Source organism: Pseudomonas salomonii (genome assembly GCF_900107155.1).
Taxonomy (GTDB): Bacteria; Pseudomonadota; Gammaproteobacteria; order Pseudomonadales; family Pseudomonadaceae; genus Aquipseudomonas; species Aquipseudomonas salomonii.
The window spans coordinates 364,028-387,106 of record NZ_FNOX01000008.1 but is presented as its reverse complement, the minus strand read 5'-3'; the positions used below and the strand labels follow the sequence as shown (position 1 = coordinate 387,106).

Here is a 23,079-nt window from a genome sequence, read left to right as displayed (position 1 = left end):
TCGAACTATAACAAGGGAACATGACGGCGCATCAGCCAAAAACGGGACTGGCAAACGTAATGAAATGTTGTGGCTGCCGGGTTTATGGCCTGCCGATACATTTCACCCAGGCACCGCACTTTATCGGCTATACACTCAGGGCCACTGCCTGGAGCCCGCTATGCCGTCCACCTTTCGTTCATCATTGATTCTGGCCCTGGTGGTCGTGCTGACCGGCATTGGCGCCGGGCTGGGCGGGATGCTGCTGGCGTTACTGCTGCACGGCATCCAGCACCTGGCCTACGGTTACAGCCTCGACAGCCTGGTCAGCCACGAAACCTTTTTGTGGGGCGTCACCGCTGCCGCGCCGGAGCGGCGCCTGCTGGTGCTGGTGGTGTGCGGCCTGGTCGCCGGGTTGGGCTGGTGGATGATTTATCGCTATGGCCGACCGCTGGTGAGCATCAAGCAGGCCGTGTCTGAAAAGATGCCGATCATGCCGCCCAAAACCACCCTCGCCCACGCCGTGCTGCAGATCATCACCGTGGCCCTCGGCTCGCCCTTGGGCCGTGAAGTGGCGCCGCGCGAAGTCGGCGCGCTGGCCGCGACCTGGCTGTCACAACGCGCCCGGCTGGAACCGGACATGCACCGTTTAATCGTGGCCTGCGGCGCCGGCGCAGGGCTGGCGGCGGTGTACAACGTGCCACTGGGCGGCGCTGTGTTTGTGCTGGAAGTGCTGGTGGGCGCCTTCAGCTGGCCGGCGGCGGTAATTGCCCTGGCAACCTCGGCGATTGGTGCGTCAGTGGCGTGGATCGGGCTGGGTGCGGAATCGCAATATGCAGTGCCGCATTTTGTGTTGAGCCCGGCGCTGATCGCCTGGGCCGTGGTGTGCGGGCCAGTGTTTGGCGTGGCCGCTTATGGGTTCAGCCGTTTTACCGGCGCCGCCAGGGCCAACGCCGCGCGCGGTTGGCGCCTGCCCGTCATGTCGCTGATCAACTTTACGATTATCGGCGGGCTGGCGATGCTGCTGCCGCAGATCCTCGGCAATGGCAAAGGCCCGGCGCAACTGGGCTTTGACAATGAGCTGACGATCGGCCTGGCCGCCATCCTGCTGCTGGTCAAGGTGTTGATCACCGCCGGCAGCCTACGCGCCGGCGCCGAAGGCGGCCTGCTGACGCCGGGCCTGGCCAATGGCGCGTTGCTCGCGATTCTGCTCGGCGCTGCCTGGAGTCTGGTGTGGCCCGGGGTGCCGCTGGGCGCGTTTGCGATCATCGGCGCGGCGGCGTTTTTGGCCTCCAGCATGAGCATGCCGCTGACCGCGATTGTGCTGGTGGCCGAATTTACGCGTATCGAGCATGACTTTCTGGTGCCGATCATTCTGGCGGTGGTGGGTTCGATGTGCGTGAGCAAGCTGTGTCAGCGCCGGGAAATAAGTGGAAAAAAGCCCGCCCAAGCGCCATCCTCTGCGCTTTAAGCCGCCCACTTCGCGGCGCTCGACGTTTAAAGGATATGCCCATGCTCGCCCAACCCCTCACCCCTGCCGATTTCGACTTCATCGACGAAACGCTGTTGAAATACGGCGACGATCATTCGGTGCTGAACCTGGCTGAACTCGACGGCTACTTCACCGCGCTGGTCTCAAGCCCCGCACAAGTGGACGTCGGTGAGTGGTTCCCGGCGATCTGGGGTGGGCAGAACCCGGCCTGGGAAAACGTGGAAGAGGCCCAGCGCTTCCTTGAGTTGTGCGTGCGCCATATGAATACGCTGGCGGCGCAATTGGCCACCGACGCGCAAAGCTTCAAGGCCCGCTTTGATGACACCGAACACCAAGGCCAAACCGTCACGCTCGCCGAGGAATGGTGCTTTGGCTATATCCGGGGTGCGGCGATTGGCAACTGGCCAGAACTGCCTGCCGAACAAGCGGCGCTGCTGGAGAAGATTTCCTGGTGTGCCGAGCAAGACAACTTTGAACTGCCGGCAGACCTGGACGTAAACGCTCACCAACAGCGGGCTCGAGCGATCGAACCCGCTGCGCGGGCGCTGCATGATTACTGGTTGGCCCAGCGTTAACAGCGCTTATTTGAAGTCCAGGTCAAACGCCTGATAGAACGCGTTGCCGGTGTTGGCCACGATCCACATCAGCACCACCACATGCCGGCCTTTCTTGCCCTTGGGCAGCGTGACCTGGTGTTCGACCTTGGCTTTCAGTTCATCGGCGTGCTGGTAGTACGGCACCTGGGTGTAGAAGTCTTCGAAAAACGGCTTGGCCTCAAGCTGCGCACGGCTGATGCGTTGCTTGGGGTCCCAGCCATCCTTGGTGATCAGCCAGCGATAACCACGGGTGACGTGGGCGGCGGTGTACTCCCACTGCACCTTGAACACCTGGCCAGCCTCGACATTCAGCAATGGCCAGGTAAACGGCGTGTTGAGCTTTTTGCTCATCTCCTCGTCGGTGAAGTTCAGGCAATCGCGGTCGTCGGTCTTGCCGCCGCTCAGGATATGCCCGTCGGCCGGCGGTGTGACGCTTTGATCATCGGTTTCATAGGGTGCCGGGAACGGCCCGGCGGTGAGCGCCGGAAAGTTTTTACCGCCTTCCATCTCGTTCACCTGCCAGTTGCCGAGCAGCCCGCGCTCTACCGCCACCGAACCACGGCTGGGCGGGGTCACGACGCGACCGTGACGAAGTTGGGTCTGGGGTTTGTTCATTTCATTCACTCCTTGATTGAATGTGCCCCGTCATGGGGCACACCTCGAACTTACCTTGGCGGGCGCTATTGTCCAACTGCGGCTCGCCTGGGAAAAATCGCACACTGCCCGCGTTTCGCTGAGTAAAGGGCGTTGTCCTGCATCGGATTTGCTGCTTGTCCTACGCCCACAGAAGTAGTTCGACTACAGGAGCAGTCCGTTCCCCGGACAAGTCGGCGACCGCCTCGAAATACGCACCCTGCCACGATCCCCGCTCGACAAGGGTGGCGTGTTTGGCTGATTATTCGGGTCCGCCCGTCGGCCACTCCACACCGCCTTGCCTTGATCAGGAGCCTTGTACCTTGAGTTCGCAGAAAACCGTGACCGTTACACCGCCCAATTTCGCCCTGAACGGCAAGGTCGCGCCCCCCGGCTCCAAATCCATTACCAACCGCGCCCTGTTGCTGGCCGCCCTGGCCAAGGGCACCAGCCGCCTGAGCGGCGCGCTGAAAAGCGATGACACCCGCCACATGTCGGTGGCCTTGCGCCAGATGGGCGTGAGTATCGATGAGCCGGACGACACCACCTTCGTGGTCACAGGCACAGGCAAACTGCAATTGCCCTCGCAGCCGCTGTTCCTCGGCAATGCCGGCACCGCGATGCGCTTTCTCACCGCCGCCGTGGCGACCGTCGAAGGCACCGTGGTGCTCGACGGCGACGACTACATGCAAAAACGCCCGATCGGCCCGCTGCTGGCTACCCTTGGCCAGAACGGCATCCGCGTCGACAGCTCGACCGGCTGCCCGCCGGTGACCGTGCACGGCGTGGGCAAGGTGCAGGCCAAGCGTTTCGAGATTGATGGCGGCTTGTCCAGCCAGTACGTGTCGGCGCTGCTGATGCTCGCGGCCTGTGGCCAGGCGCCGATTGAAGTGGCGTTGACCGGCAAGGACATCGGCGCCCGTGGTTATGTGGACCTGACCCTGGACTGCATGCGTGCGTTCGGTGCGCAGGTCGAGGTGGTCGACGACACCACCTGGCGCGTAGCTCCCACCGGCTACAGCGCCCATGACTACCTGATCGAACCCGACGCCTCCGCCGCCACTTACCTGTGGGCTGCCGAAGTGTTGACCGGCGGGCGCATCGACATCGGCGTGGCCGCGCAAGACTTCACCCAGCCGGACGCCAAGGCCCAGGCTGTGATTGCGCAGTTCCCGAACATGCAAGGCACCGTGATCGGCTCGCAGATGCAGGACGCGATCCCGACTCTGGCAGTGCTGGCCGCGTTCAACAACACCCCGGTGCGCTTCACCGAACTGGCCAACCTGCGCGTCAAGGAATGTGACCGTGTACAGGCGCTGCACGACGGCCTCAACGAAATTCGCCCAGGTTTGGCGACCATCGAGGGCGACGACCTGCTGGTGGCCAGCGACCCGGCACTGGCCGGCACTTCATGCAATGCGCTGATCGACACCCACGCCGACCACCGCATTGCCATGTGCTTTGCCCTGGCCGGGCTGAAGGTGGCGGGAATCCGCATTCAGGACCCGGACTGCGTGGCCAAGACCTACCCTGAATACTGGAAGGCCCTGGGCAGCCTTGGGGTTGCGCTCAGCTACTGAGCCAGCACGTCGGCGTAGGGAGGGAATGCACATGTCAATTCGCCAACCCTGCCCACCCGGCGTCTGCGCTTGCGACCGTGAACAGCTGTTGCAAGCGCCCGGCGCCGACCTGCGTATCCTCAGCCTGACGCGTCAGGAAGAGAAGAAGCTGGTCGAGCGCCTGGAAAACCTCCAGAGCCTGCAAGACCTGGAACACATGCAACAGCGGATGTTCGAGCAATTGGGTATCCGCGTGCAGGTGGCGCCAGGGCACACCGAGGTCAAGAGCATGCGCGGCATTCAGATCAACATCGACGAGCAGCCCGGCCTGTGCCGCAAAACCCGCCAGGCGATTCCGGCGGCGATTCGCCGTGGCCTGGAGAAGCGCCCGGAAATCGCCTACCGCCTGCTGGATGCCCACGATCTGTTTCGCGAAGGCTGACTACCCAGCCACCGTTTCGACTTCAAACACGCGCTGCCCGATGGCTTTTGCAGTGTGCAAATGCGCCTGCGCAGCGCCGCTTTCCGTTTCCAGCAGCAGCGTTGACGTCACCACCTGCGCCCCACAGTAATCAAAAATTCCGTAGTCGATCTGGGTGCTCATGGCCTTGGCATAACCGTGCCGATCGAACGCGCTTTCATCTGCCGCACCCAGCGCCAGCAGGTGCACCTGCACGTGCCGCAGTTTTTTCACCACCGGCGTATCGGGGCCGTAATCGATCGCCCAGCCGTTGACGAACACGCGGTCGATCCAACCTTTGAGCAGGCCCGGCAGCGACCACCAATAAATAGGAAACGCCAGCACCAGCGCATCGGCACGGTCGATGCGCGCCTGCTCGGCGAGCACATCGGCGGGCGGCTCAGCGCGAGTGCGGTGTACGAGGTGGTCGGCGGCGCAATAGCGTGGGTCGAAGCCTTCGGCGGCGAGGTCGGCAACCTCATAAGTGTGGCCGGCCGCCGTGAGCCCGGCCGCCACCTGTGCGGCCACGCTATGGGTGAGGGATTGCGGGTCGTGATGGGCTACTACGATCAGTGCGTGCATGACATTCACTCCATTTCGGGCTAGGCTGGGCGCTAGCTACTTTTAGTAGGTTACGCACTTTAAGTTACTTTTGGTATATAAGCATGTCAAGCACTGAATCCCCTGCCCCACGCCGCCGCCTGTCCCGCGAGGATCGCCTGCGCCAATTGCTCGACATGGCCTGGCAACTGGTGCGCGAGGAAGGCACCGAAGCCCTGACCCTGGGCCGCCTGGCCGAGCTGGCAGGCGTTACCAAACCGGTGGTCTACGACCATTTCGTCACCCGTGCCGGCTTGCTGGCCGCACTCTATGAAGACTTCGATAGCCTTCAGAACCAGGTGTTTGCCGATGCGCTGGACGCCAGCGCCGCCACTTTGCACGAGCAAGCCTGGGTCATCGCGTCGTGTTACGTCGATTGCGTGTTGTTGCAAGGGCGGGAAATTCCGGGGGTGATTGCCGCCTTGAGCAGCTCGCCGGAACTGGAAACGCTGAAGCGCAAATACGAGGCGATCTTTCTGCAAAAGTGCCGCGATGCACTGGCGCCGTTCGCGCCCAATGGCACTGTTTCCCAAGCGGGCTTGCGCGCCATGCTGGGCGCCGCCGAGGCCTTGTCCCAGGCGGCCGCCAGTGGTGAGATCAGCCGTGAGGAGGCGCAGCAGGAGCTGCTGGCGACGATTCTGGCGATGGTCAATCGCGGCACGGTGAACTGATTCATCATGTGGAAGCAGGCTTGTCGAATTATCGTACCGCTGCGATACCGAGGTGCCTGCATCGCAGGCAAGCCAGCTCCCACAGAAAAGCAGATCTTCGGTGTATGCAGGTCCGCTTTTCGCTTTTGATCTAACCACTCTTTTTCTTAACTCAGATCGACACCATGAAAACGTCAAGTAAGCTTATTTGTGTGCAAGCGCTTTCCAGCCTCTCACTATGGCTTGATATTTTTTTGATATTCACGGTCCCCGTCTATTTGTGGCATGCCTCGCCTTCGTCGATAGCGCTCCTGGCTTTTTGCCTAGGTGCCCCCATGTTGTTTCTGGGCCCTATTGTCGGAACACTTATAGATCGACATGACGCACGGAAAACGCTGGCAGTCGGTGCTTTACTCCGCATGCTATCTACCTTAGCCCTTGCCATGTCTCCAGACCTTGAGATTTTTTTGCTTTTTGTGATCTTGAAAGGCGTGTCAAATTTATTCTACTTCCCCTCAATAACCATTATGGTTCGGCAACTGATACTTGCTGAAGAACGCAAATCTTTTTTCAGCTGCGTCAGCGTATTTGACCAGTCAACCAAAATGCTTGCTCCGTTACTAGCGGGCATATTGACGATAATATTACCACCCAAAGACCTGTTCTTTTTGTCGGCTGCTGCAGTCCTTTTAACCTTCCCATTTCTGAGGTCTATCTGCCTAGCATTCAAGCCGCAAATTAATGACGCCTCGACAAAAACCCTGCCACTCTATCGTGACATAATAAGAGGACTTGCTATATTTAAAGCCTTGCCCTTTCAACTACGGATCGGCTTCATTTACTCGCTACTCACTTCACTTGCTTTAGGAATCTACGACCCGCACTTGGCATCCTTCTTAGCCTTCGAAGGCTTGCCTTCAGTTAATTTCTCGGTGATCGTCTCCGCTACAGCGGCTGGCGCGATAGGCGCCGCACTGCTGATAAAGTTCAAGTTTAGCCATTTTGATGAGCTGCTACTTCGGATGCATGCACTGGTTATTTTTTCCGCCGCATTGATCCTGACCGCGACCATGATTTTTTTCCAAATACCTGGGAGAGCCTATATTTATCCACTGGTTTGGTTTTTGAATGGCTTCGGTTATGAGGCTCTAATAATTTCTTCCAATATAATCCTTCAACAATTATGCCCTCCTGACACTATCGGAAGGGTCTCCATGTCTTTCAGAAGCGTCCAAATTTTATGCGTTATAATCGGACCTTCTTTAGGAACACTAATAATAGTCGCAGGTGGTCGCCCAGCACCTTTTATTGTGTCAGCCTGCATAGCATTTTTAACTGCTTCAGTGTCAATTGCCGTCTATTTATATGTGTGCAGAAAACAAGCACATACTCCCGTCAGTTAGTACGATTAAGCCGATTTGTCGCGCGCAATAGAAAACCTCCCAAGGGAGTTTTTTGCATTTAGTCCCGATGCTCACTTACAAACGACTGCACCTTGCGCGTCAGCTGATCAAGATGCCGATCCCGCTGCTTCTCGGCATCAACCATCGCGCGCTTGCCGTGTTTTTGCAGCAAGTACGTATGAATCTGCCGCACCTCCAGCGAGCTGTAGATCGCAGCCACGTCCAGCACGCCCATCAAACCATCAGTGCCGTAATCGCGCGTGTTCATCAACACCTGGGTGCCCCGCGCACCACGCACCTGAAAGCCCATCGCTTTAAACGCCGGCACTTTTTCCACTGAGCAGGCCAGCTCTGCGTGGGGGTAATGCGCCAGCACCTCGCCAAGCATCGCGCGCGCAACGCCCTGGCGCCGATGCGCGGCTTGCACGGCCATAAAGGCGATGCCACAGGCGTGCGGATCATCCTGGACGGGCAGGTACAGGCAAAAGCCGATCACCTGTTCGCCCTGCAGTGCCACCACCAGTTCAACCGCGATGCCCTTGGCGCCATTCAGTGCTTCAAGGTACTGGTGCACCTCAAAGCCGACGGCGTATTGATAGATGTTGTAGAGCAGGTTGCTCGGCGGCAATGCCACGCTGCTGATGTCGGTGAGGTTGTCGACCACCATCTGCAGGATCTGGCTGTTGATCGGCTCGGGGCTGGCGGTGGTGTAGCGGGTAAGGCTGAACATGCAAATTCCTGGGTTTAGCATCAAGGCAGCGGTGATTGTACCTGCTGCCCGCACACCTCGCGCAAACAGCCGCGCAACCAGCGGTGGGCCACGTCGGCATCCAGGCGCGGGTGCCAGAGCATGGCCACGGTGAACGACGGCACGACTACCGGCAGCGCAAAGCTGTGCAGCCCGTCGCGCTGATGGGCGGTGTAGCGTTCAGGCACGCTGGCGATCAGGTCGGTATCGCGGGCCAGGGCGATGGCGGTGGCAAAGCCGGCGACGATGGTGCTGATGTTCCGCGTCAGGCCCAGCGCGTGCAGCGCGTCGTCGACCTGGCCACGGTCGAGCCCACGGCGCGACACGTAGACATGCTGGCCCTGGGCAAAACGCTCGGCGCTGACGTCACCCTGGCTCAGCGCATGGCCGCTGCGGACCACACCGATCAGCCGGTCACGGAACAGCGCCTGGGTCAGCAGTTCGGGGCTGGCGCTGGCGTCGACCACGCCAATGGACAGGTCAATACTGCCGTCGCGCAGCAGCGCCGAGTCTTTGTCACTTTTGTCGACGAAACGCAGGCGCACGCCCGGCGCTTGCTGGGCGATACGCGCGAGCAACGCCGGGCCGAGGTTTTCCACAAACTCCTCGCTGGAGCGCAGCGTGAAGGTGCGTACCACCTGGCCCATATCCAACGCTTGCGCCGGGCGCAACACCGCTTGGGCCTCCTGCACCAAACGGCTGACCTGTTCACGCAATTCGACCGCCCGCGGTGTCGGCACCAGGCCGCGTCCGGCACGCACCAGCAAGGGGTCGCCGGTGGTTTCGCGCAGGCGGGCCAGCGCTCGGCTCATGGCCGAAGGGCTCAGGCGCAGGCGCCTGGCGGCAGCGGCCACACTGCCTTCGCTGAGCAACGTATCCAGAGTAATAAGCAAATTCAGGTCGGGCATACGCGCTCCTTATCAGGCGTTTGATGCAGGTATTAGCTGCAACCCATGCGTCTTCCGCCATAGTAGGCCACGCCGTAGAGTTGTGTCAGTTGCCTTCACTCAAGGAATCGTCCATGCACAACTCTTCACCTGGTGCGCTCGTCAGTCTGTCGTTCGCCATGTTGCTGGCCTCTTTGGGCACCAGCATTGCCAATGTCGGCCTGCCCAGCCTGGCACAGGCGTTTGATGTGTCGTTTCATGCCGTGCAATGGGTAGTGCTCGCCTACCTGTTGGCGATTACGGCGGTGATTGTCGGCGCCGGCCGCCTGGGCGATCGCTTCGGGCGCAAGCGCGTCTTGCTCGCCGGCTTGCTGCTGTTCGCCGTGGCGTGTGCACTGTGCGCGGCAGCCCCATCGCTTAAATGGCTGATTGCAGCGCGCGCCCTGCAAGGGTTGGGCGCAGCCGGCATGATGGCGATGACCCTCGGCCTGGTGGGCGACACGGTGACCAAAGCGCGTACCGGCCAAGTGATGGGTTTGCTCGGCACGATGTCGGCAGTCGGCACCGCCATGGGCCCCAGTGTCGGCGGGGTGCTGCTGAGCCTGTGGGGCTGGCCCGCGTTGTTTGCGTTCGGTGTGCCGCTGGGACTGTTGGCCGCCGCCCTCGCCTTTTATTGCTTACCGGCGGACCGACAGGCCAGCGCCAGCATATCGGCAGGTGCTTTCTGGCAGCCGTTGCAAGACCCGACGCTGCGTGCCGGGTTGGCGATGAGCGCACTGGTGGCGGCAGTGATCATGGCCACGTTCGTGGTCGGGCCGTTCTACCTGTCCCGTGGGCTCGGGCTGGATCCGGCCCGGATGGGCCTGGCCATGGCCCTCGGCCCCTGTGTAGCGGCGCTGACCGGCGTACCGGCGGGCCGCCTCACCGATCGTCTGGGCAGCCACCGCATGACCCTCGCGGGCTTGGGAGTGATGGCGCTGGGCGCGCTGTCGCTTTCGTTGACGGCGGGACTGCCCGCTTACCTCGGCGCCCTGGTCCTGCTGACGACAGGCTACAGCCTGTTTCAAGCCGCCAATAACACCGCGGTGATGAGCGATGTCGCGCCGACGCGCCGAGGCACCGTGTCCGGGCTGCTGAACCTGTCGCGCAACCTGGGCCTGATTTTCGGCGCTTCGGCCCTGGGCGCGGTGTTTGCCTGGGCCAGCCCCGATGTGACTCACGCAGCGCCGACCAGTGTTGCCTCCGGCTTGCACGTGACCTTCGCCGCCGCGTTGGCCCTGATCGTCACCGCCAGCACTTTTGCCTGGGGCCGCAACCGCGCCACGATCTGCCCGCAGAACACCCGTTGAGGCAAAAAAACAAAAAAGGCGTTGCCCCAAACCGGGTTACTTCGCGCATCATGGGCACTTTCAAGCTCAAGGGTAACGTCCATGCGCGTGCTGTCATTGATGATGGGTCTGACGACGCTGGCCGCCAGTTTGGTGTTCTGCGCCAGCGCGATGGCGAATGAAGAAAGTCAGTTGGTGCAACAGATCAACGAATACCGCAGCCAGGTGCAACGCTGCGGCAACCAGGGTTCCCAGGAACTGCCACCGCTGACCGGTGATACGCGGCTGGTGTTGCCGGCCACCAATGTCGGCGACTTGCAGCAGGCGCTGGCACGGGCCGCCTACCCGATGGTGAACGTGCAGGCCATCAGCCTCTCCGGCCCCAAAAACGCCGAAGCGGCGATGAAGGCCGTGCGCGAAAGCTTCTGTCGCGTGGTGCTGGACCCACAATTTGTCGATATCGGCGTGAGCAACAGCGGCCAGGATTGGCGCATTGTGCTGGCACGCCCGCTGCTCTCCAGCGGCCTTGGTGACTGGCAGACCGAGGGCAAAAAACTGCTCGAGCTGGTCAACGCTGCGCGTCAGCAACCGCGTCAATGCGGCACCCAGGCGTTCACCGCGACCACGCCGCTGTCGTGGAATGATGACCTGGCCAGCGCCGCCAATGGGCATTCGCGCAACATGGCTAACGGCAATTTCTTCGACCACCTGGACCATGACGGCCGCACACCGGGCGACCGCGCGGAACTGGCGGGGTATATCGCAAAAAACATCGGTGAAAATATCGCCGCCGGCCTCGACACCCCGCGCAAAGTAGTGGACGGCTGGCTCGCCAGCCCCGGGCATTGCGCCAACCTGATGAACCCGCAATTTCGTGAATTGGGCGCGGCCTACGCCATGGATCCCAAGAGTGATGCCGGCATTTATTGGACGGGGGTTCTCGGCGCGCAATAGAAGGCGTGAGACCCGTCTGCCCGTCTATTCATTTGGATAGAGCATCAAATTGCCATCACCTGTGTAATCGTGCTGAACTGGCGGCATTCATTCCGGTCTGTAGCTTGTTAGCCTGACCGCTTCAGGCCCTCGACAGACCGTGGTAAACAAGGTGTTCTCGCAATGATGAATTGGCTGCAAAGCAGCAGCGACATGGCTGAGCGGGTTCGCCAGCATGACTGGGCCAACACGCCATTGGGCCCGCTGGAGCAGTGGCCCGACGTGCTCAAGACCACCGTAGCGCTGTGCTTCGCATCGAGCTTTCCCCAGGCGATTGTCTGGGGCCCGCAGTTGATCACGCTCTATAACGATGCATTTATTCCTATCCTGGGCTCAAAACCCGATCCGTTGGGACGCCCGTTCAACGAGGTGTGGCATGAGGTGTGGGCGGATATCAGCCCCATCGCCGATGCCGCCTTCCAGGGCCATGCCACCTACATCGAAAATTTCCCTCTGGTGATTGAACGCGGCCCGACGCCGGACCAGGCGTACTTCACCTTTTGCTACAGCCCGATTCGCGACCCCGAGGGCAAGGTGGTCGGCATTCTTGACACCGTGTCGGAAACCACCAGCACGGTATTCCTCACCCGACGCCTGGCGGTGCTGGATGCCATCAGCCACACGGTGGCCAATGCGGCCGATGCCGAAACCATTCTGACCAGCACCACCCAACTGGTGGCCGAACACTTGCAGGTGAGCAACTGCGCCTACGCCGATATGGACGCCGATGAGGACGGCTTCACCATCCGCGACAATTGGGTAGCACCCGGTTCGCCCAGTATCATCGGCCACTACAGCCTGGCGGCGTTTGGCGAGACGGCGGTCAAGTGCCTGCGCGCGGGTGAGCCACTGGTGATCCATGACAACCTGCGCGAGCTGCCGCCAGAGGAATCGGCGTCCTTTCAGGCACTGGGGGTCAGCGCGACGATCTGCATGCCCTTGATCAAGAATGGCCGGCTGACGGCCTTGATGGCGGTACACGATAAACGCCCACGGTTGTGGTCGAGCTACGACTTGGCGTTGCTGCGCGAAGTCACCGAGCGCTCCTGGGCGCATATCGAGCGCGTGCGCGCCGATGCCTCTGTGCGTGAAGGCCTGGCAGCCTTTGCCGAACTCAACACCACCCTGGAGCAACGCGTCGAAGAACGCACCCTGGCACTGGCCCAGGCCGAAGCCGCATTGCGCCAGTCGCAGAAGCTTGAGGCCATCGGCCAGTTGACCGGCGGCGTGGCCCACGACTTCAACAACTTGCTGACCATCATCCGCTCCTCGGTGGATTTTCTGCGCCAGCCGGGGTTATCCGAAGAGCGCCGCCAACGCTACATGAGCGCGGTGTCCGACACCGTCGAGCGGACCAGCAAGCTCACCAGCCAATTGCTCGCGTTTGCCCGCCGCCAGCCGTTGAACCCGGAAGTTTTCGATGTGAGCCTGCGGGTCAAGAACATCGGCGAGATGCTCGAAAGCCTCACCGGAGCGCGTATCCGCGTGCAGCTGGAACTGCCACAGCGGCCGTGCCATGTGCGCGTCGACTCCAGCCAATTTGAAACCGCCCTGATCAACATCGCGCTCAATGCCCGCGATGCCATGGAGGGCCAAGGCACCCTGACCTTGCGCGTCGCTCCCCTGGCAAAACTGCCGCGCATCCGTGGCGATGCCGAATCAAACCAGCCCTGTGTGAGCATTGCCCTGGCCGACACCGGCAGCGGCATTGCCGTTGAGACCGTCGAGCGCATTTTCGAACCCTTCTTTACCACCAAGGCGGTGGGCAAAGGTACCGGGCTTGGCTTGTCCCAAGTGTTCGGGTTTGCCAAACAATCCGGTGGCAACGTCGACGTCACCAGCAACCTCGGCCAGGGCAGCGTGTTTACCCTGTATCTACCCGAGGCCGAGCCTGTGGCGGTGCAGGCCTGCCCGGTTCAGGAAGACCAAGGCCCGGTGCCCGACACTACGGCGCGTCACATCCTGATAGTCGAAGACAACCTTGAAGTTGGCCGCTTCGCCAACCAGATCCTGCAGGACCTGGGCTACCGAACCACCTGGGCCACCGATGCCGAGCAGGCACTGGCGCTGGCCGGCCCGGACGGCATGGCGTTTGACGCGATTTTCTCGGATGTGGTGATGCCCGGCATGACCGGCGTGGCCATGAGCAAACGGCTGCGCGAGCGCCGCCCCGACTTGCCGGTGGTGCTCACGTCAGGCTACAGCGAAGAACTGGCCGACAGCGGCTATGAAGGCTTCGAATTCCTCCCCAAGCCCTACTCCGCCGACCAGGTGGCGCGGGCATTGGCCAGGTCGATGCTCAAGGAATGACGCGCTACTGCGCGACGGCCACCTGATTACGGCCCATGGCTTTGGCGCGGTACAGCGCTTTGTCGGCGTTGTTCATCAGGCTGTGCAAGTCCTGATCGAGGCTGCGGGTGGTGGCCACACCGAGGCTGGCGGTCAAGCCTTTTACCGGCTCGGAACTCAGCCCCGAAATCGCCTGGACCAGTTGCTCGGCGATGCCCTGTGCGGTTTCCAGCGAGGTGTTGGGCAGCAACACCGCGAATTCTTCACCGCCGAGTCGACCATAAACGTCGGCCTGGCGAAACGAGGCGCTGATTACCCCGCCAATCTGGCGCAACACCTGGTCACCGGCCTGGTGGCCGTAGGTGTCGTTGATGTCCTTGAAGTGGTCCATGTCCAGCATCAGCGCGCTCAGCGGCTGCTGGTTGTGCCGGCATTGCGCGTACAGCAGGTGGGCCTGCTCGAAAAACGCGCGACGGTTCATCAGCCCGGTGAGCTCGTCGGTCTGGGCGGCGCGCGTGGAGATATGGTGGGCCCGCTCCATCTGCCGGGTCAGGCGAAAGGCTTTTTCCAGCGCATCCGAGAGCTTGCGTGTGGCACTGGCCACAAAGGTCGAAAACACCAGTACCGCAATCGCCACGCCGACTTGCATCGGCGCCGGCTGGAACAGCAACCACAGGGTGCACGGCAACAGCACCAGCGCCATGGAACCCAGGGTCATATAGCGATAAGCCGAATAACACGACACGGCGCTGACCGACATGCCCACGGTAAACAGCATGACCAGCACCTGGGAGACGCGATCATCCGGGGGCATCACCGCCAGGGCGCCGAGGCCCCAGGTGCCGGCTGACAGCATCAGCGTGACCCAATAACGGCGCTCCCAGCGCGCGGGCGTGCGCTCGCTGTCGGGGCAGCGAAACCAGTCGGTGAAGAGCTTGACCCGCACCAGCGAGGTCACCGCCAGCACCCCCAGCCAGACCAGCATGACCTCGTGGTCAAACCGGCTCCAGCACAGCCAGCAGAGCATGACGGCGCCCAGGTAGCTGCCGAAAATGGCCGAGAACGATTGGCGAAACAGCTGGTGCAACCGGTCGGTTCGCACCTGCTGTTCGATAAGTTCATCCGGGTCTTGCCCACGCCCAAGGCCGTTCATGAAATACGCCCGCTTCGACTGCCACGACAAAGGCGCCATTGTGGCACCCTGCCAGTAGCGCGGACAACAGAATCCACCACGCTAGAGCCCTTAAAGCGCTTCCGGCCGCAGAATCAACACGCCCAAAGGCGGCAGGTTCAGCGACAGTGACACCGGTTGCCCATGGCGCGGCTCCTCCTGGGTGAACACTTCGCCGCCATTGCCATAATTGGAGCCGGCATAGGTATCGGCATCGCTGTTGATCACCTCGCTCCAGCGCCCGGCAAACGGCACACCGACCGCATAGCCCTCACGCGGCACGGGGGTGAAGTTGGCCACCACCAGCACCGGCTTGCCGTCCTTGCTCCAGCGTAGCCAGGCATAAACGCTGTTGATTGCGTCGTCGCCAATCAACCATTGGAAGCCTTGGGGCGCATCGTCCTGCTCGTGCAGCGCCGGCTCCTCGCGGTACAGGCGGTTCAGGTCGCCGACCAGTTTCTGCACGCCGCGGTGTTCAGGGTATTGCAGCAAGTACCAGTCCAACTGCTGGTCGTGGTTCCACTCGCGCCATTGGCCGAATTCGCAGCCCATAAACAACAGCTTCTTGCCGGGGTGCATCCACATGAAGCTCAGGTAAGCGCGCAGGTTGGCGAATTTTTGCCAACGATCGCCCGGCATCTTGTCGATCAGTGAATGCTTGCCGTGCACCACTTCGTCGTGGGAGATCGGCAGGATAAACCGCTCGGACCACGCATACACCAGGCCGAAACTCAGCTCATTGTGATGATGAGCGCGGTACACCGGGTCTTGCTGGATGTAATGCAGCGAATCGTGCATCCAGCCCATGTTCCACTTGTAGTTGAAGCCCAGGCCGCCCTGCTGCGTGCTCTGGCTGACGCCCGGCCAGGCCGTGGACTCTTCGGCGATCACCAGTGCGCCCGGCGCTTCCAGCGCGACCACATCATTGAGATGGCGCAGGAAGTCGATGGCCTCCAGGTTCTCGCGACCGCCATGGCGGTTGGGCACCCACTCCCCGGCTTTGCGCGAATAGTCGCGATACAGCATCGAGGCCACCGCATCCACACGCAAACCGTCGATGTGGAAGTGTTTGAGCCAATGCAACGCCGAAGCCAGCATAAAGCCGTGCACTTCGGTGCGGCCCAGGTTGTAGATCAGCGTGTCCCAGTCCTGGTGGAAACCTTCCAGCGGGTTGGCGTATTCGTACAAAGCCGTGCCGTCGAACTGGGCCAGGCCGTGGGTATCGGTGGGAAAATGCGCCGGCACCCAATCCAGAATTACGCCGATGTCGGCCTGGTGCAGGGCATTGACGAAAAATCCGAAGTCTTCCGGCGAGCCAAAGCGTGCGCTCGGCGCAAACTGCGACAGCGCCTGGTAACCCCAGGAGCCGCCGAAAGGATGTTCCATAATCGGCATCAGCTCGATATGGGTAAAGCCCAGTTGCTGCACATAGGGAATCAAGCGCTTGGCCAATTCGCGCCAACCATATTGGCGCGACACTTCGCCAGCCTCGTCCAGTTCACACTGCCAGGAGCCGACGTGCAGTTCATAGATCGACAACGGCGCCGTGGCCTTTTGCTTGTCGGCACGCGCCTGCATCCATTCATGGTCTTGCCAGTCCACCTGCAACGGCGCGGCGACTTTTGAGGCAGTGTCGGGCGGCAGCTGGGTGGCGAGTGCCATCGGGTCGGCCTTGAGCGGCAGAATCCCATGGGCGCCGAGAATCTCGTACTTGTAGGCTGCACCCGCTTGCAGGCGCGGGATAAAAATTTCCCACACGCCAGACGGATGCCGCAGGCGCATCGGATGACGGCGCCCATCCCAGATATTGAAGTCGCCCACCACCGACACGCGCCGCGCATTCGGCGCCCACACCGCAAAACGCACGCCCTGCACGCCGTCGACGCTGGTGACCTGCGCGCCCAGGCAATTGCCGAGGTCACGGTGATTGCCTTCGGCGAACAGGTACAAGTCCATTTCACCCAGCAGCAATTGGCTGAAGCTGTAAGGGTCTTCGGTGATCTGTTCGCCGCCGGCCCACTGGATCTTCAGCAGGTAGCCCTGACGCGTGGAAAAATGCCCGACAAACAAACCCGGCACCTGGGTCGCATCCAGGCTGCCGATGGTTTCACCGCTATCGCGGGCCAACACGTGGACACTCAAGGCTTCGGGCAGAAACGCGCGGATAAATTGCCCGCCCTGCTCGTCATCGTGCGGCCCCAGGATGGAAAAAGGGTCCGGGTGTTCCGCGCGCACCAGCGCCTCTACATCTTTTGGCGCCGGCATGGCGGTCAACTTCGCTTGCAGCGGTTCTCTCTGTGTAAAATTCATGACGTCTCCCCACCGCGTGCATTATTCGCTTGAGATACCAGCCCGCTGAGCAAACCGTGCAGCCCTTGCAGGGGCACCGGCAACCAGGTCGGGCGATTTTCTGCTTCGTAAGCCACTTCGTACGCGGCCTTCTCCAGACTGAACAACGTCAGCGCTGCGTCCTGGCCGTTGGCATCCTGCCAGTCATGCGCCAGTGTAGACGTAGCCTGATGATAAGCCTGGATAAATGCGCTGCGCGCCTCACTCAGGTAACGGTCAGTCACACGCTTGCGGGCGGTATCCGCGTGCGGCGAGTGATCCACGCCTTGCACATTCAGGGCCATGGCGGCGGCGTAATCAAACGAGCGCAACACGCCACTTACATCTTTATACGGGCTGTGCTTGCCGCGCCGTTCATGCAGCGGGCGCGCCGGCTCGCCTTCAAAGTCGATCAAGTACGCATCGCCCTTGACCACCAGGACCTGCCCCAGGTGCAAGTCACCGTGGACGCGAATGCGCAAACCGCCCGCCGTGGCCTTCGCCAGGGCCTGGACACGGCTGGCAAGGGCTTTTTTCTGCCCCAGCATTTCACTGACCAGCGCCTGATCGGCGGGGTTCAACTGGTTTTGATGAAGTTTTAACAACTGCAGCGCGCGGTCGATCTGCGCGCCGACGTCCTTGGCCCAGGCCTGGGTGTCCTTTGCCGTGGTGGTCTCGGGCTTGAAGTCCTTGTTGGTGGTTTTCGCTGCCAGTACCGCGTGCATTTCACCCAGGCGTTGGCCGAGTAAACCGGCAAAATCCTGCAACTCGCCCAGGGCGTTGTAATGCTGTTCCTGCTCGGAAATCGCCTGGGCCAGCTCGTCGCGAATCGCGCGCTCCAGGTTGTTCTGAGTCCAGCTCCAGGCGTCGCCCTGGTTGCTCAGGTAGCCTTGGGCAATCATCAGCAGGTTGTCCTGGCCGTCGCCATCGCGGCGAATCATCGAGCCCAGCAACGGCGAAATATTCGGGTATTCGGCGGCCGTGAGGTAAGCGCTCATTTCCAGCTCCGGGTGCACCCCGGCGCTGACTTTGCGGATCAGCTTGAGCACCAGGCTCTCGCCCACCACCACCGAACTGTTGGATTGCTCGGCCGACAGGTAGCGCACCTGCGCCTCATCCGTCAGTTGCAATGCGGCCAAGTGCGGTGTGGCTTCAAAACGCAAATCACCTTCGTGGGTGTTCAACACCGTGCCCGCCTGCAGGCCCTGGATCACCGCGCGGATAAAGTGTTCCAGGCTGAAAGCGTCGGTCACCAAACCGACCTGACGCCCCCGGCGTACCCGGGCCAGCGCCAATTGCTGGGGCAAGGCACTGGTGAACTGGTCTTCGGCTAAAAAGCCGAACGGCAATTGATAACGACTGACCTGACCGCCGCTGGTCACCTCGACCTCGCTGAGCAGCACTGGGTGCTGTGGGTCGCCAAACCGCACGCCGTAGGCAATCCGCACCTGATCGATGGCCGTGTCTTTACCGGCAAACCAGCGCCGCTTGGGCAACCATGCCGGCAGCGAGGTGTGTTCAAGGGTGGTGCGGCACGGCTCGTCGAGTAACTCTTCCATGCGTTGTTTAAGCACCAGCGTGGTGAAGTCCGGCATGCTCTGCACCGGCTCCACATGCCAGCTCGGCATCTGGTTTTCGGCCGCCAGCACAAACCAATAGAAACCGTACGGCGCCAACGTCAGCAGGAAATTCAGCTGGCCGATGGGCGGGAACGCGTTACCGCCGAGCATCTCCACTGGCACCATGCCGGCGAAAGCGGACAAGTCCAACTCGGCCGCCTGGGCGCTGCGCGACACGTTGGCCACGCACAGGATGGTTTCCGTGCGGCCATCGTCGCCGGTGAACTCACGGGTATACGCCAGGATGCGGCGGTTGCTCGGCGAGAGCATTTTCAGGCTGCCACGCCCAAAAGCCTTGGACTGCTTACGCACCGCCAACATGCGCCGGGTCCAGTTCAGCAGTGAATGCGGGTCCTGGGCCTGGGTTTCGACGTTGACCGACAGGTAGCCATATTGCGGGTCCATGATCGGCGGCAGCACCAGGCTGGCCGGGTCGGCGCGCGAGAAGCCGCCGTTACGGTCGATGGACCACTGCATCGGCGTGCGCACGCCGTCGCGGTCGCCCAGGTAGATATTGTCGCCCATGCCGATTTCATCGCCGTAGTACAAGGTCGGGGTGCCGGGCATCGACAGCAACAGGCTGTTGAGCAATTCAACGCGGCGACGGTCACGCTCCATCAGCGGTGCCAGGCGCCGACGAATACCCAGGTTGATGCGCGCGCGGCGGTCGGCGGCGTAGTAGTTCCACAGGTAGTCGCGCTCTTTGTCGGTGACCATCTCCAGGGTCAGTTCATCATGGTTGCGCAGGAAGATCGCCCATTGGCAGTTAGCGGGGATCTCCGGGGTCTGGCGCAAAATATCGGTAATCGGGAAACGATCTTCCTGGGCCAGCGCCATATACATGCGCGGCATCAGCGGGAAGTGGAAGGCCATATGGCATTCATCGCCGTCGTCGCCTTTTTTGTCACCGAAGTACAGCTGGGTATCTTCCGGCCACTGGTTGGCTTCGGCCAGCAGCATGCGGTCGGGGTAATGCGCGTCGATCTCGGCGCGGATCTGCTTGAGCACGCCGTGGGTTTCCGGCAGGTTCTCGTTATTGGTGCCATCGCGTTCGATCAGGTAGGGAATGGCGTCCAGACGCAGGCCATCGATGCCCATGTCCAGCCAGTAGCGCATCACCGACAGCACGGCTTTCATCACTTGCGGGTTATCGAAGTTGAGGTCCGGCTGGTGCGAGTAGAACCGGTGCCAGAAGTACTGGCCGGCGACCGGGTCCCAGGTCCAGTTGGACTTTTCGGTGTCGAGGAAAATGATGCGGGTGCCATCGTACTTCTGGTCGTCATCGGACCACACGTAGAAGTCCCGCGCCGCCGAGCCCGGCTTGGCCTTGCGCGCCCGCTGGAACCAGGGATGCTGGTCGGAAGTGTGGTTGATCACCAGTTCAGTGATCACCCGCAAGCCACGCTTGTGTGCCTCGCTGATAAAGCGCCTGGCGTCGGCCATGGTCCCGTAGTCGCTGTGCACACCCCGGTATTCGGCGATGTCATAGCCATCGTCGCGACGTGGCGACGGGTAGAACGGCAGCAGCCAGATGGTGTTGACGCCCAGATCGGCGATGTAATCGAGTTTGGCGATCAGGCCGGGAAAGTCGCCGATACCGTCGTTATTGGAGTCGAAATAGGATTTAACGTGAACTTGATAGATCACCGCGTCCTTGTACCAGAGCGGGTCTTTGATAAAAGTGGCTGGGGTGGGTTTCTTCGCCATTGGAAACTCCTGGAACACTGAAAAATCTAGGGTCTGGACGCCTTCAGTGTGGGAGCGGGCTTGCTCGCGAATACGGTGGATCAGTTACAGATGTATTGCCTGATACTCCGCTTTCGCGAGCAAGCCCGCTCCCACATTTTGATCTTCGTCCGATCAGGAGACGGTGATACGCCAGATCCCGAATGGCATCTGCGGCTCGATGCGCATCCATTGGTTCTTGCCGTACCAGGTCCAGCGATGGCCATTCATCAGATCTTCACCTTGTGTCTGGGCGTCGTCCGGCAGGCCCAGCTCCCACAGTGGCAATTCGAAATGGGCCTCTTGGGCGTTAAACGGGTCAAGGTTGACCGCCACCAGGATAAAGTTGCTGCCATCGTCACTGCGTTTGCCGAAGTACAGGATGTTGTCGTTCCAGGCGTTGTAGAGCTTCAAGCCCAGATGGGTGTGCAACGCCGGGTTCTGCCGACGAATGCGGTTGAGCTGGGCGATCTCGGCAATGATGTTGCCGGGCGCCGTGAAGTCCCGAGGGCGGATCTCGTATTTCTCCGAATCCAGGTATTCCTCTTTGCCCGGCACCGGCGCCGCCTCGCACAGTTCAAACCCCGAATACATGCCCCACAGGCCCGAGCCCATGGTGGCCAGCGCGGCGCGGATCAGAAAGCCCGGACGCCCGGATTCGTGCAGAAACCCTGGGTTGATGTCCGGGGTATTCACAAAGAAATTCGGCCGGTAGCACTCGCGCCATGGCGATTCGTTCAGCTGCGTGAGGTACTCGCTCAACTCGGCCTTGGTGTTACGCCAGGTGAAGTAGGTGTAGCTCTGGGAATAACCGACCTTGCCCAAGCGCGCCATCATCGCCGGCGTGGTAAAGGCTTCGGCCAGGAAGATCACCTCCGGGTGCCTGGAGCGCACGTCACTGATCAGCCATTGCCAAAACGGCAGCGGCTTGGTGTGCGGGTTATCCACACGAAAGGTTTTCACGCCCTCTTTGACCCAACCCACAACAATGTCGCGCAATTCGGTCCACAGGCTCGGGATCGAGTCGGCGGCGTAGAAGTCGACGTTAACGATGTCCTGGTATTTCTTCGGCGGGTTTTCGGCGTATTTGATCGTGCCGTCCGGGCGCCAGTTGAACCAGCCTGGGTGCTGCTTGAGCCACGGGTGGTCCTGGGAGCACTGGATGGCAAAGTCCAGGGCGATTTCCAGGCCATGTTCGGCGGCGGCCTTGACCAGCCGGCGGAAGTCGTCGCGGCTGCCCAGCTGCGGGTGGATGGCTTCATGGCCGCCCTCCTCGCTGCCAATCGCATAAGGGCTGCCGGGATCATCGGCGCCTGCGGTCAGCGAGTTATTCTTGCCCTTGCGATGGCTGCGGCCGATCGGATGGATCGGCGGAAAGTACAGCACGTCAAAGCCCATGTCATGGATCATCGACAGCCGCGCATGCACGTCATTGAAGGTGCCATGGCGGGCCGGATCGTCGGTGATCGAGCGCGGAAACAGCTCGTACCAACTGGCAAATTGCGCGGCCTCGCGCTCCACGTCGATCGGGTAGACCGTGCTGACGCTCAAGTAGGCACGGTGGTCGGCCTGGGTCATCAAATGTGCACTGTCTTCGTGCAGGAACTGCGCGACCTGCTCGGTTTCCAGCAGGCCCGACAGTTCATGGTGCAACAGCATCAGGCGGTCGCGCAGCTCATTGTCGCTGCGCTCGGCGGCCTGCAACACCAGGCTGCGGCCCTCCTGCAGTTCGAGGCTGACCGGCACCCCGGCCTCATGTTTTTTGCGCAACTCGTAGCAGAAACTTACGAAGGTATCGATCCAGGCTTCAATACAGTATTCGTGCGGACCCTGCTGGGCCACGGTGAACGCGCCTTCCCAGCCATTGTTGCCCACATCGGTCATCACTACGCTGTGCCAGCTTTCGTCCTGCAGCGGGCGCCAGCGGATCAGCACGGCCAGCTTGTCATGGCCGTCGGCAAATACCTTGCTGGTGACGTTGACGCGCTGGCCGACCACGGCCTTCACTGCAAATTCACCGCCGTCAATCACGGGTGTGGTGCTTTCAATCGCGATCCTGGGCAGCAGCAACGCCTGGGACAGCGGCAATATGGAGTCTTCTGGAGTCAGTGTTTCAGCAGTCATCGAGCATCTTCCCCTTACGCCCTGTGGACGCTCTTTGCTTGATCCGAATTCTGAGACGGCACCGCTCTCCCTGAGCAGGGCCGTAATAGGTCCGAGCCTGGGCTGCGATGAAAAGTTCAGGTGGATGTACCGCCATTGGGCGGGAATCAAACCTGCCCGGCGGTTGTCCACCGATAGAGCAAAGCACAAAGGAGGCCACACCGATGAATATCCCGATCCCGGCTGAAACCCCGGACCCGAATATCGACAATCCAACGCTGCCGCCGAGTGAACCGGAACCGATCCCGGAGAAGGAACCACCGGAAAACCTGCCGCCACCCGTGGAGGAACCGCCCACAACCATGCCGCCGGTGATTGTTCAACCTTGTTGATCAACGCCATCACTCACACGCGTACTCGCGTCAGAATGCCTGCCTTAAAAACGCATTAACCTGCGCGTACAGGCGAAATGGCCTACATCTCGCCTGTGCGCCTATTGCTACAGTCCTACTCGCG

At 61.2% G+C, this 23,079-nt stretch carries 18 protein-coding genes; 10 read left to right on the top strand and 8 right to left on the bottom strand.

From position 1 onward, the window contains the following. Positions 1 to 160: 160 nt before the first annotated feature. The gene (locus BLV67_RS20100) at positions 161 to 1,450 is read left to right on the top strand and encodes a chloride channel protein (protein ID WP_069788858.1); all 1,290 of its coding nucleotides are present in this window, start codon (positions 161 to 163) and stop codon (positions 1,448 to 1,450) included. Between the two features lie 41 nt (positions 1,451 to 1,491). Then, entirely contained in the window at positions 1,492 to 2,046 is a 555-nt protein-coding gene (locus BLV67_RS20095) for a UPF0149 family protein (RefSeq protein ID WP_056860397.1), read from the top strand. 6 nt (positions 2,047 to 2,052) lie between these two features. On the opposite strand, the gene BLV67_RS20090 is transcribed toward BLV67_RS20095, so the two are convergent. Further along, positions 2,053 to 2,682: a lytic polysaccharide monooxygenase auxiliary activity family 9 protein gene (locus tag BLV67_RS20090; protein WP_069788857.1), complete on the bottom strand. Its 630-nt coding sequence runs from the start codon at positions 2,680 to 2,682 to the stop codon at positions 2,053 to 2,055. A 341-nt stretch (positions 2,683 to 3,023) separates the two neighbouring features. Between BLV67_RS20090 and aroA the strand changes: the two genes are divergently transcribed. After that, a complete protein-coding gene (gene aroA / locus BLV67_RS20085; protein WP_069788856.1) occupies positions 3,024 to 4,280 on the top strand; it encodes a 3-phosphoshikimate 1-carboxyvinyltransferase in 1,257 nt (418 codons plus the stop codon). Positions 4,281 to 4,311: 31 nt separating this feature from the next. Then, the gene (locus BLV67_RS20080; RefSeq protein ID WP_065931637.1) at positions 4,312 to 4,701 is read left to right on the top strand and encodes a hypothetical protein; all 390 of its coding nucleotides are present in this window, start codon (positions 4,312 to 4,314) and stop codon (positions 4,699 to 4,701) included. Here the strand turns inward: BLV67_RS20080 and BLV67_RS20075 are convergent, their stop codons facing one another. Further along, on the bottom strand, positions 4,702 to 5,301 hold the full coding sequence (locus tag BLV67_RS20075; protein WP_069788855.1) for an NAD(P)H-dependent oxidoreductase: 600 nt from the start codon (positions 5,299 to 5,301) through the stop codon (positions 4,702 to 4,704). Positions 5,302 to 5,384: 83 nt separating this feature from the next. Between BLV67_RS20075 and BLV67_RS20070 the strand changes: the two genes are divergently transcribed. Both BLV67_RS20070 and BLV67_RS20065 read left to right on the top strand, forming a co-directional pair. After that, on the top strand, positions 5,385 to 5,990 hold the full coding sequence (locus tag BLV67_RS20070) for a TetR/AcrR family transcriptional regulator (RefSeq protein WP_069788854.1): 606 nt from the start codon (positions 5,385 to 5,387) through the stop codon (positions 5,988 to 5,990). Between the two features lie 164 nt (positions 5,991 to 6,154). Further along, positions 6,155 to 7,372, top strand: a complete 1,218-nt coding sequence (locus BLV67_RS20065; RefSeq protein ID WP_069788853.1) for an MFS transporter — start codon at positions 6,155 to 6,157, stop codon at positions 7,370 to 7,372. Positions 7,373 to 7,430: 58 nt separating this feature from the next. Here the strand turns inward: BLV67_RS20065 and BLV67_RS20060 are convergent, their stop codons facing one another. Both BLV67_RS20060 and BLV67_RS20055 read right to left on the bottom strand, forming a co-directional pair. Continuing rightward, on the bottom strand, positions 7,431 to 8,102 hold the full coding sequence (locus BLV67_RS20060) for a GNAT family N-acetyltransferase (RefSeq protein WP_069788852.1): 672 nt from the start codon (positions 8,100 to 8,102) through the stop codon (positions 7,431 to 7,433). 20 nt (positions 8,103 to 8,122) lie between these two features. Next, entirely contained in the window at positions 8,123 to 9,028 is a 906-nt protein-coding gene (locus BLV67_RS20055; protein ID WP_069788851.1) for a LysR family transcriptional regulator, read from the bottom strand. 113 nt (positions 9,029 to 9,141) lie between these two features. Between BLV67_RS20055 and BLV67_RS20050 the strand changes: the two genes are divergently transcribed. From BLV67_RS20050 to BLV67_RS20040, 3 genes are all read left to right on the top strand, one after another. Further along, a complete protein-coding gene (locus BLV67_RS20050; protein WP_069788850.1) occupies positions 9,142 to 10,356 on the top strand; it encodes an MFS transporter in 1,215 nt (404 codons plus the stop codon). Between the two features lie 81 nt (positions 10,357 to 10,437). Further along, the gene (locus tag BLV67_RS20045; RefSeq protein WP_065931644.1) at positions 10,438 to 11,289 is read left to right on the top strand and encodes a CAP domain-containing protein; all 852 of its coding nucleotides are present in this window, start codon (positions 10,438 to 10,440) and stop codon (positions 11,287 to 11,289) included. Positions 11,290 to 11,451: 162 nt separating this feature from the next. Beyond that, positions 11,452 to 13,638: a GAF domain-containing protein gene (locus BLV67_RS20040; RefSeq protein ID WP_069788849.1), complete on the top strand. Its 2,187-nt coding sequence runs from the start codon at positions 11,452 to 11,454 to the stop codon at positions 13,636 to 13,638. 4 nt (positions 13,639 to 13,642) lie between these two features. Here the strand turns inward: BLV67_RS20040 and BLV67_RS20035 are convergent, their stop codons facing one another. The 4 genes from BLV67_RS20035 to BLV67_RS20020 all read right to left on the bottom strand — a co-directional run bounded on the left by BLV67_RS20035 (position 13,643) and on the right by BLV67_RS20020 (position 22,584). Continuing rightward, positions 13,643 to 14,809 carry a GGDEF domain-containing protein gene (locus BLV67_RS20035; protein ID WP_065931646.1) on the bottom strand — a complete coding sequence of 389 codons (1,167 nt, stop codon included), beginning with the start codon at positions 14,807 to 14,809 and terminating at the stop codon, positions 13,643 to 13,645. Positions 14,810 to 14,860: 51 nt separating this feature from the next. Next, the gene (gene glgB, locus BLV67_RS20030) at positions 14,861 to 17,098 is read right to left on the bottom strand and encodes a 1,4-alpha-glucan branching protein GlgB (RefSeq protein WP_069788848.1); all 2,238 of its coding nucleotides are present in this window, start codon (positions 17,096 to 17,098) and stop codon (positions 14,861 to 14,863) included. Further along, on the bottom strand, positions 17,095 to 20,442 hold the full coding sequence (gene treS / locus BLV67_RS20025) for a maltose alpha-D-glucosyltransferase (protein ID WP_069788847.1): 3,348 nt from the start codon (positions 20,440 to 20,442) through the stop codon (positions 17,095 to 17,097). The genes glgB and treS overlap by 4 nt, the downstream gene beginning before the upstream one ends. A gap of 153 nt (positions 20,443 to 20,595) precedes the next feature. Continuing rightward, positions 20,596 to 22,584 carry an alpha-1,4-glucan--maltose-1-phosphate maltosyltransferase gene (locus BLV67_RS20020; RefSeq protein ID WP_069788846.1) on the bottom strand — a complete coding sequence of 663 codons (1,989 nt, stop codon included), beginning with the start codon at positions 22,582 to 22,584 and terminating at the stop codon, positions 20,596 to 20,598. 203 nt (positions 22,585 to 22,787) lie between these two features. Here BLV67_RS20020 and BLV67_RS32990 point away from each other — a divergent pair, with 203 nt between their 5' ends. After that, on the top strand, positions 22,788 to 22,955 hold the full coding sequence (locus tag BLV67_RS32990; protein ID WP_017139127.1) for a hypothetical protein: 168 nt from the start codon (positions 22,788 to 22,790) through the stop codon (positions 22,953 to 22,955). Positions 22,956 to 23,079: the final 124 nt, after the last annotated feature.

What these genes read in the sequence shown, in the direction of transcription:
- BLV67_RS20100 (WP_069788858.1), top strand. Translation starts at nt 161, where the DNA reads ATGCCGTCCACCTTTCGTTCATCATTGATTCTGGCCCTGGTGGTCGTG.
- BLV67_RS20095 (WP_056860397.1), top strand. Translation starts at nt 1,492, where the DNA reads ATGCTCGCCCAACCCCTCACCCCTGCCGATTTCGACTTCATCGACGAA.
- BLV67_RS20090 (WP_069788857.1), bottom strand. Translation starts at nt 2,682, where the DNA reads ATGAACAAACCCCAGACCCAACTTCGTCACGGTCGCGTCGTGACCCCG.
- BLV67_RS20080 (WP_065931637.1), top strand. Translation starts at nt 4,312, where the DNA reads ATGTCAATTCGCCAACCCTGCCCACCCGGCGTCTGCGCTTGCGACCGT.
- BLV67_RS20075 (WP_069788855.1), bottom strand. Translation starts at nt 5,301, where the DNA reads ATGCACGCACTGATCGTAGTAGCCCATCACGACCCGCAATCCCTCACC.
- BLV67_RS20070 (WP_069788854.1), top strand. Translation starts at nt 5,385, where the DNA reads ATGTCAAGCACTGAATCCCCTGCCCCACGCCGCCGCCTGTCCCGCGAG.
- BLV67_RS20065 (WP_069788853.1), top strand. Translation starts at nt 6,155, where the DNA reads ATGAAAACGTCAAGTAAGCTTATTTGTGTGCAAGCGCTTTCCAGCCTC.
- BLV67_RS20060 (WP_069788852.1), bottom strand. Translation starts at nt 8,102, where the DNA reads ATGTTCAGCCTTACCCGCTACACCACCGCCAGCCCCGAGCCGATCAAC.
- BLV67_RS20055 (WP_069788851.1), bottom strand. Translation starts at nt 9,028, where the DNA reads ATGCCCGACCTGAATTTGCTTATTACTCTGGATACGTTGCTCAGCGAA.
- BLV67_RS20050 (WP_069788850.1), top strand. Translation starts at nt 9,142, where the DNA reads ATGCACAACTCTTCACCTGGTGCGCTCGTCAGTCTGTCGTTCGCCATG.
- BLV67_RS20045 (WP_065931644.1), top strand. Translation starts at nt 10,438, where the DNA reads ATGCGCGTGCTGTCATTGATGATGGGTCTGACGACGCTGGCCGCCAGT.
- BLV67_RS20040 (WP_069788849.1), top strand. Translation starts at nt 11,452, where the DNA reads ATGATGAATTGGCTGCAAAGCAGCAGCGACATGGCTGAGCGGGTTCGC.
- BLV67_RS20035 (WP_065931646.1), bottom strand. Translation starts at nt 14,809, where the DNA reads ATGGCGCCTTTGTCGTGGCAGTCGAAGCGGGCGTATTTCATGAACGGC.
- glgB (WP_069788848.1), bottom strand. Translation starts at nt 17,098, where the DNA reads ATGAATTTTACACAGAGAGAACCGCTGCAAGCGAAGTTGACCGCCATG.
- treS (WP_069788847.1), bottom strand. Translation starts at nt 20,442, where the DNA reads ATGGCGAAGAAACCCACCCCAGCCACTTTTATCAAAGACCCGCTCTGG.
- BLV67_RS20020 (WP_069788846.1), bottom strand. Translation starts at nt 22,584, where the DNA reads ATGACTGCTGAAACACTGACTCCAGAAGACTCCATATTGCCGCTGTCC.
- BLV67_RS32990 (WP_017139127.1), top strand. Translation starts at nt 22,788, where the DNA reads ATGAATATCCCGATCCCGGCTGAAACCCCGGACCCGAATATCGACAAT.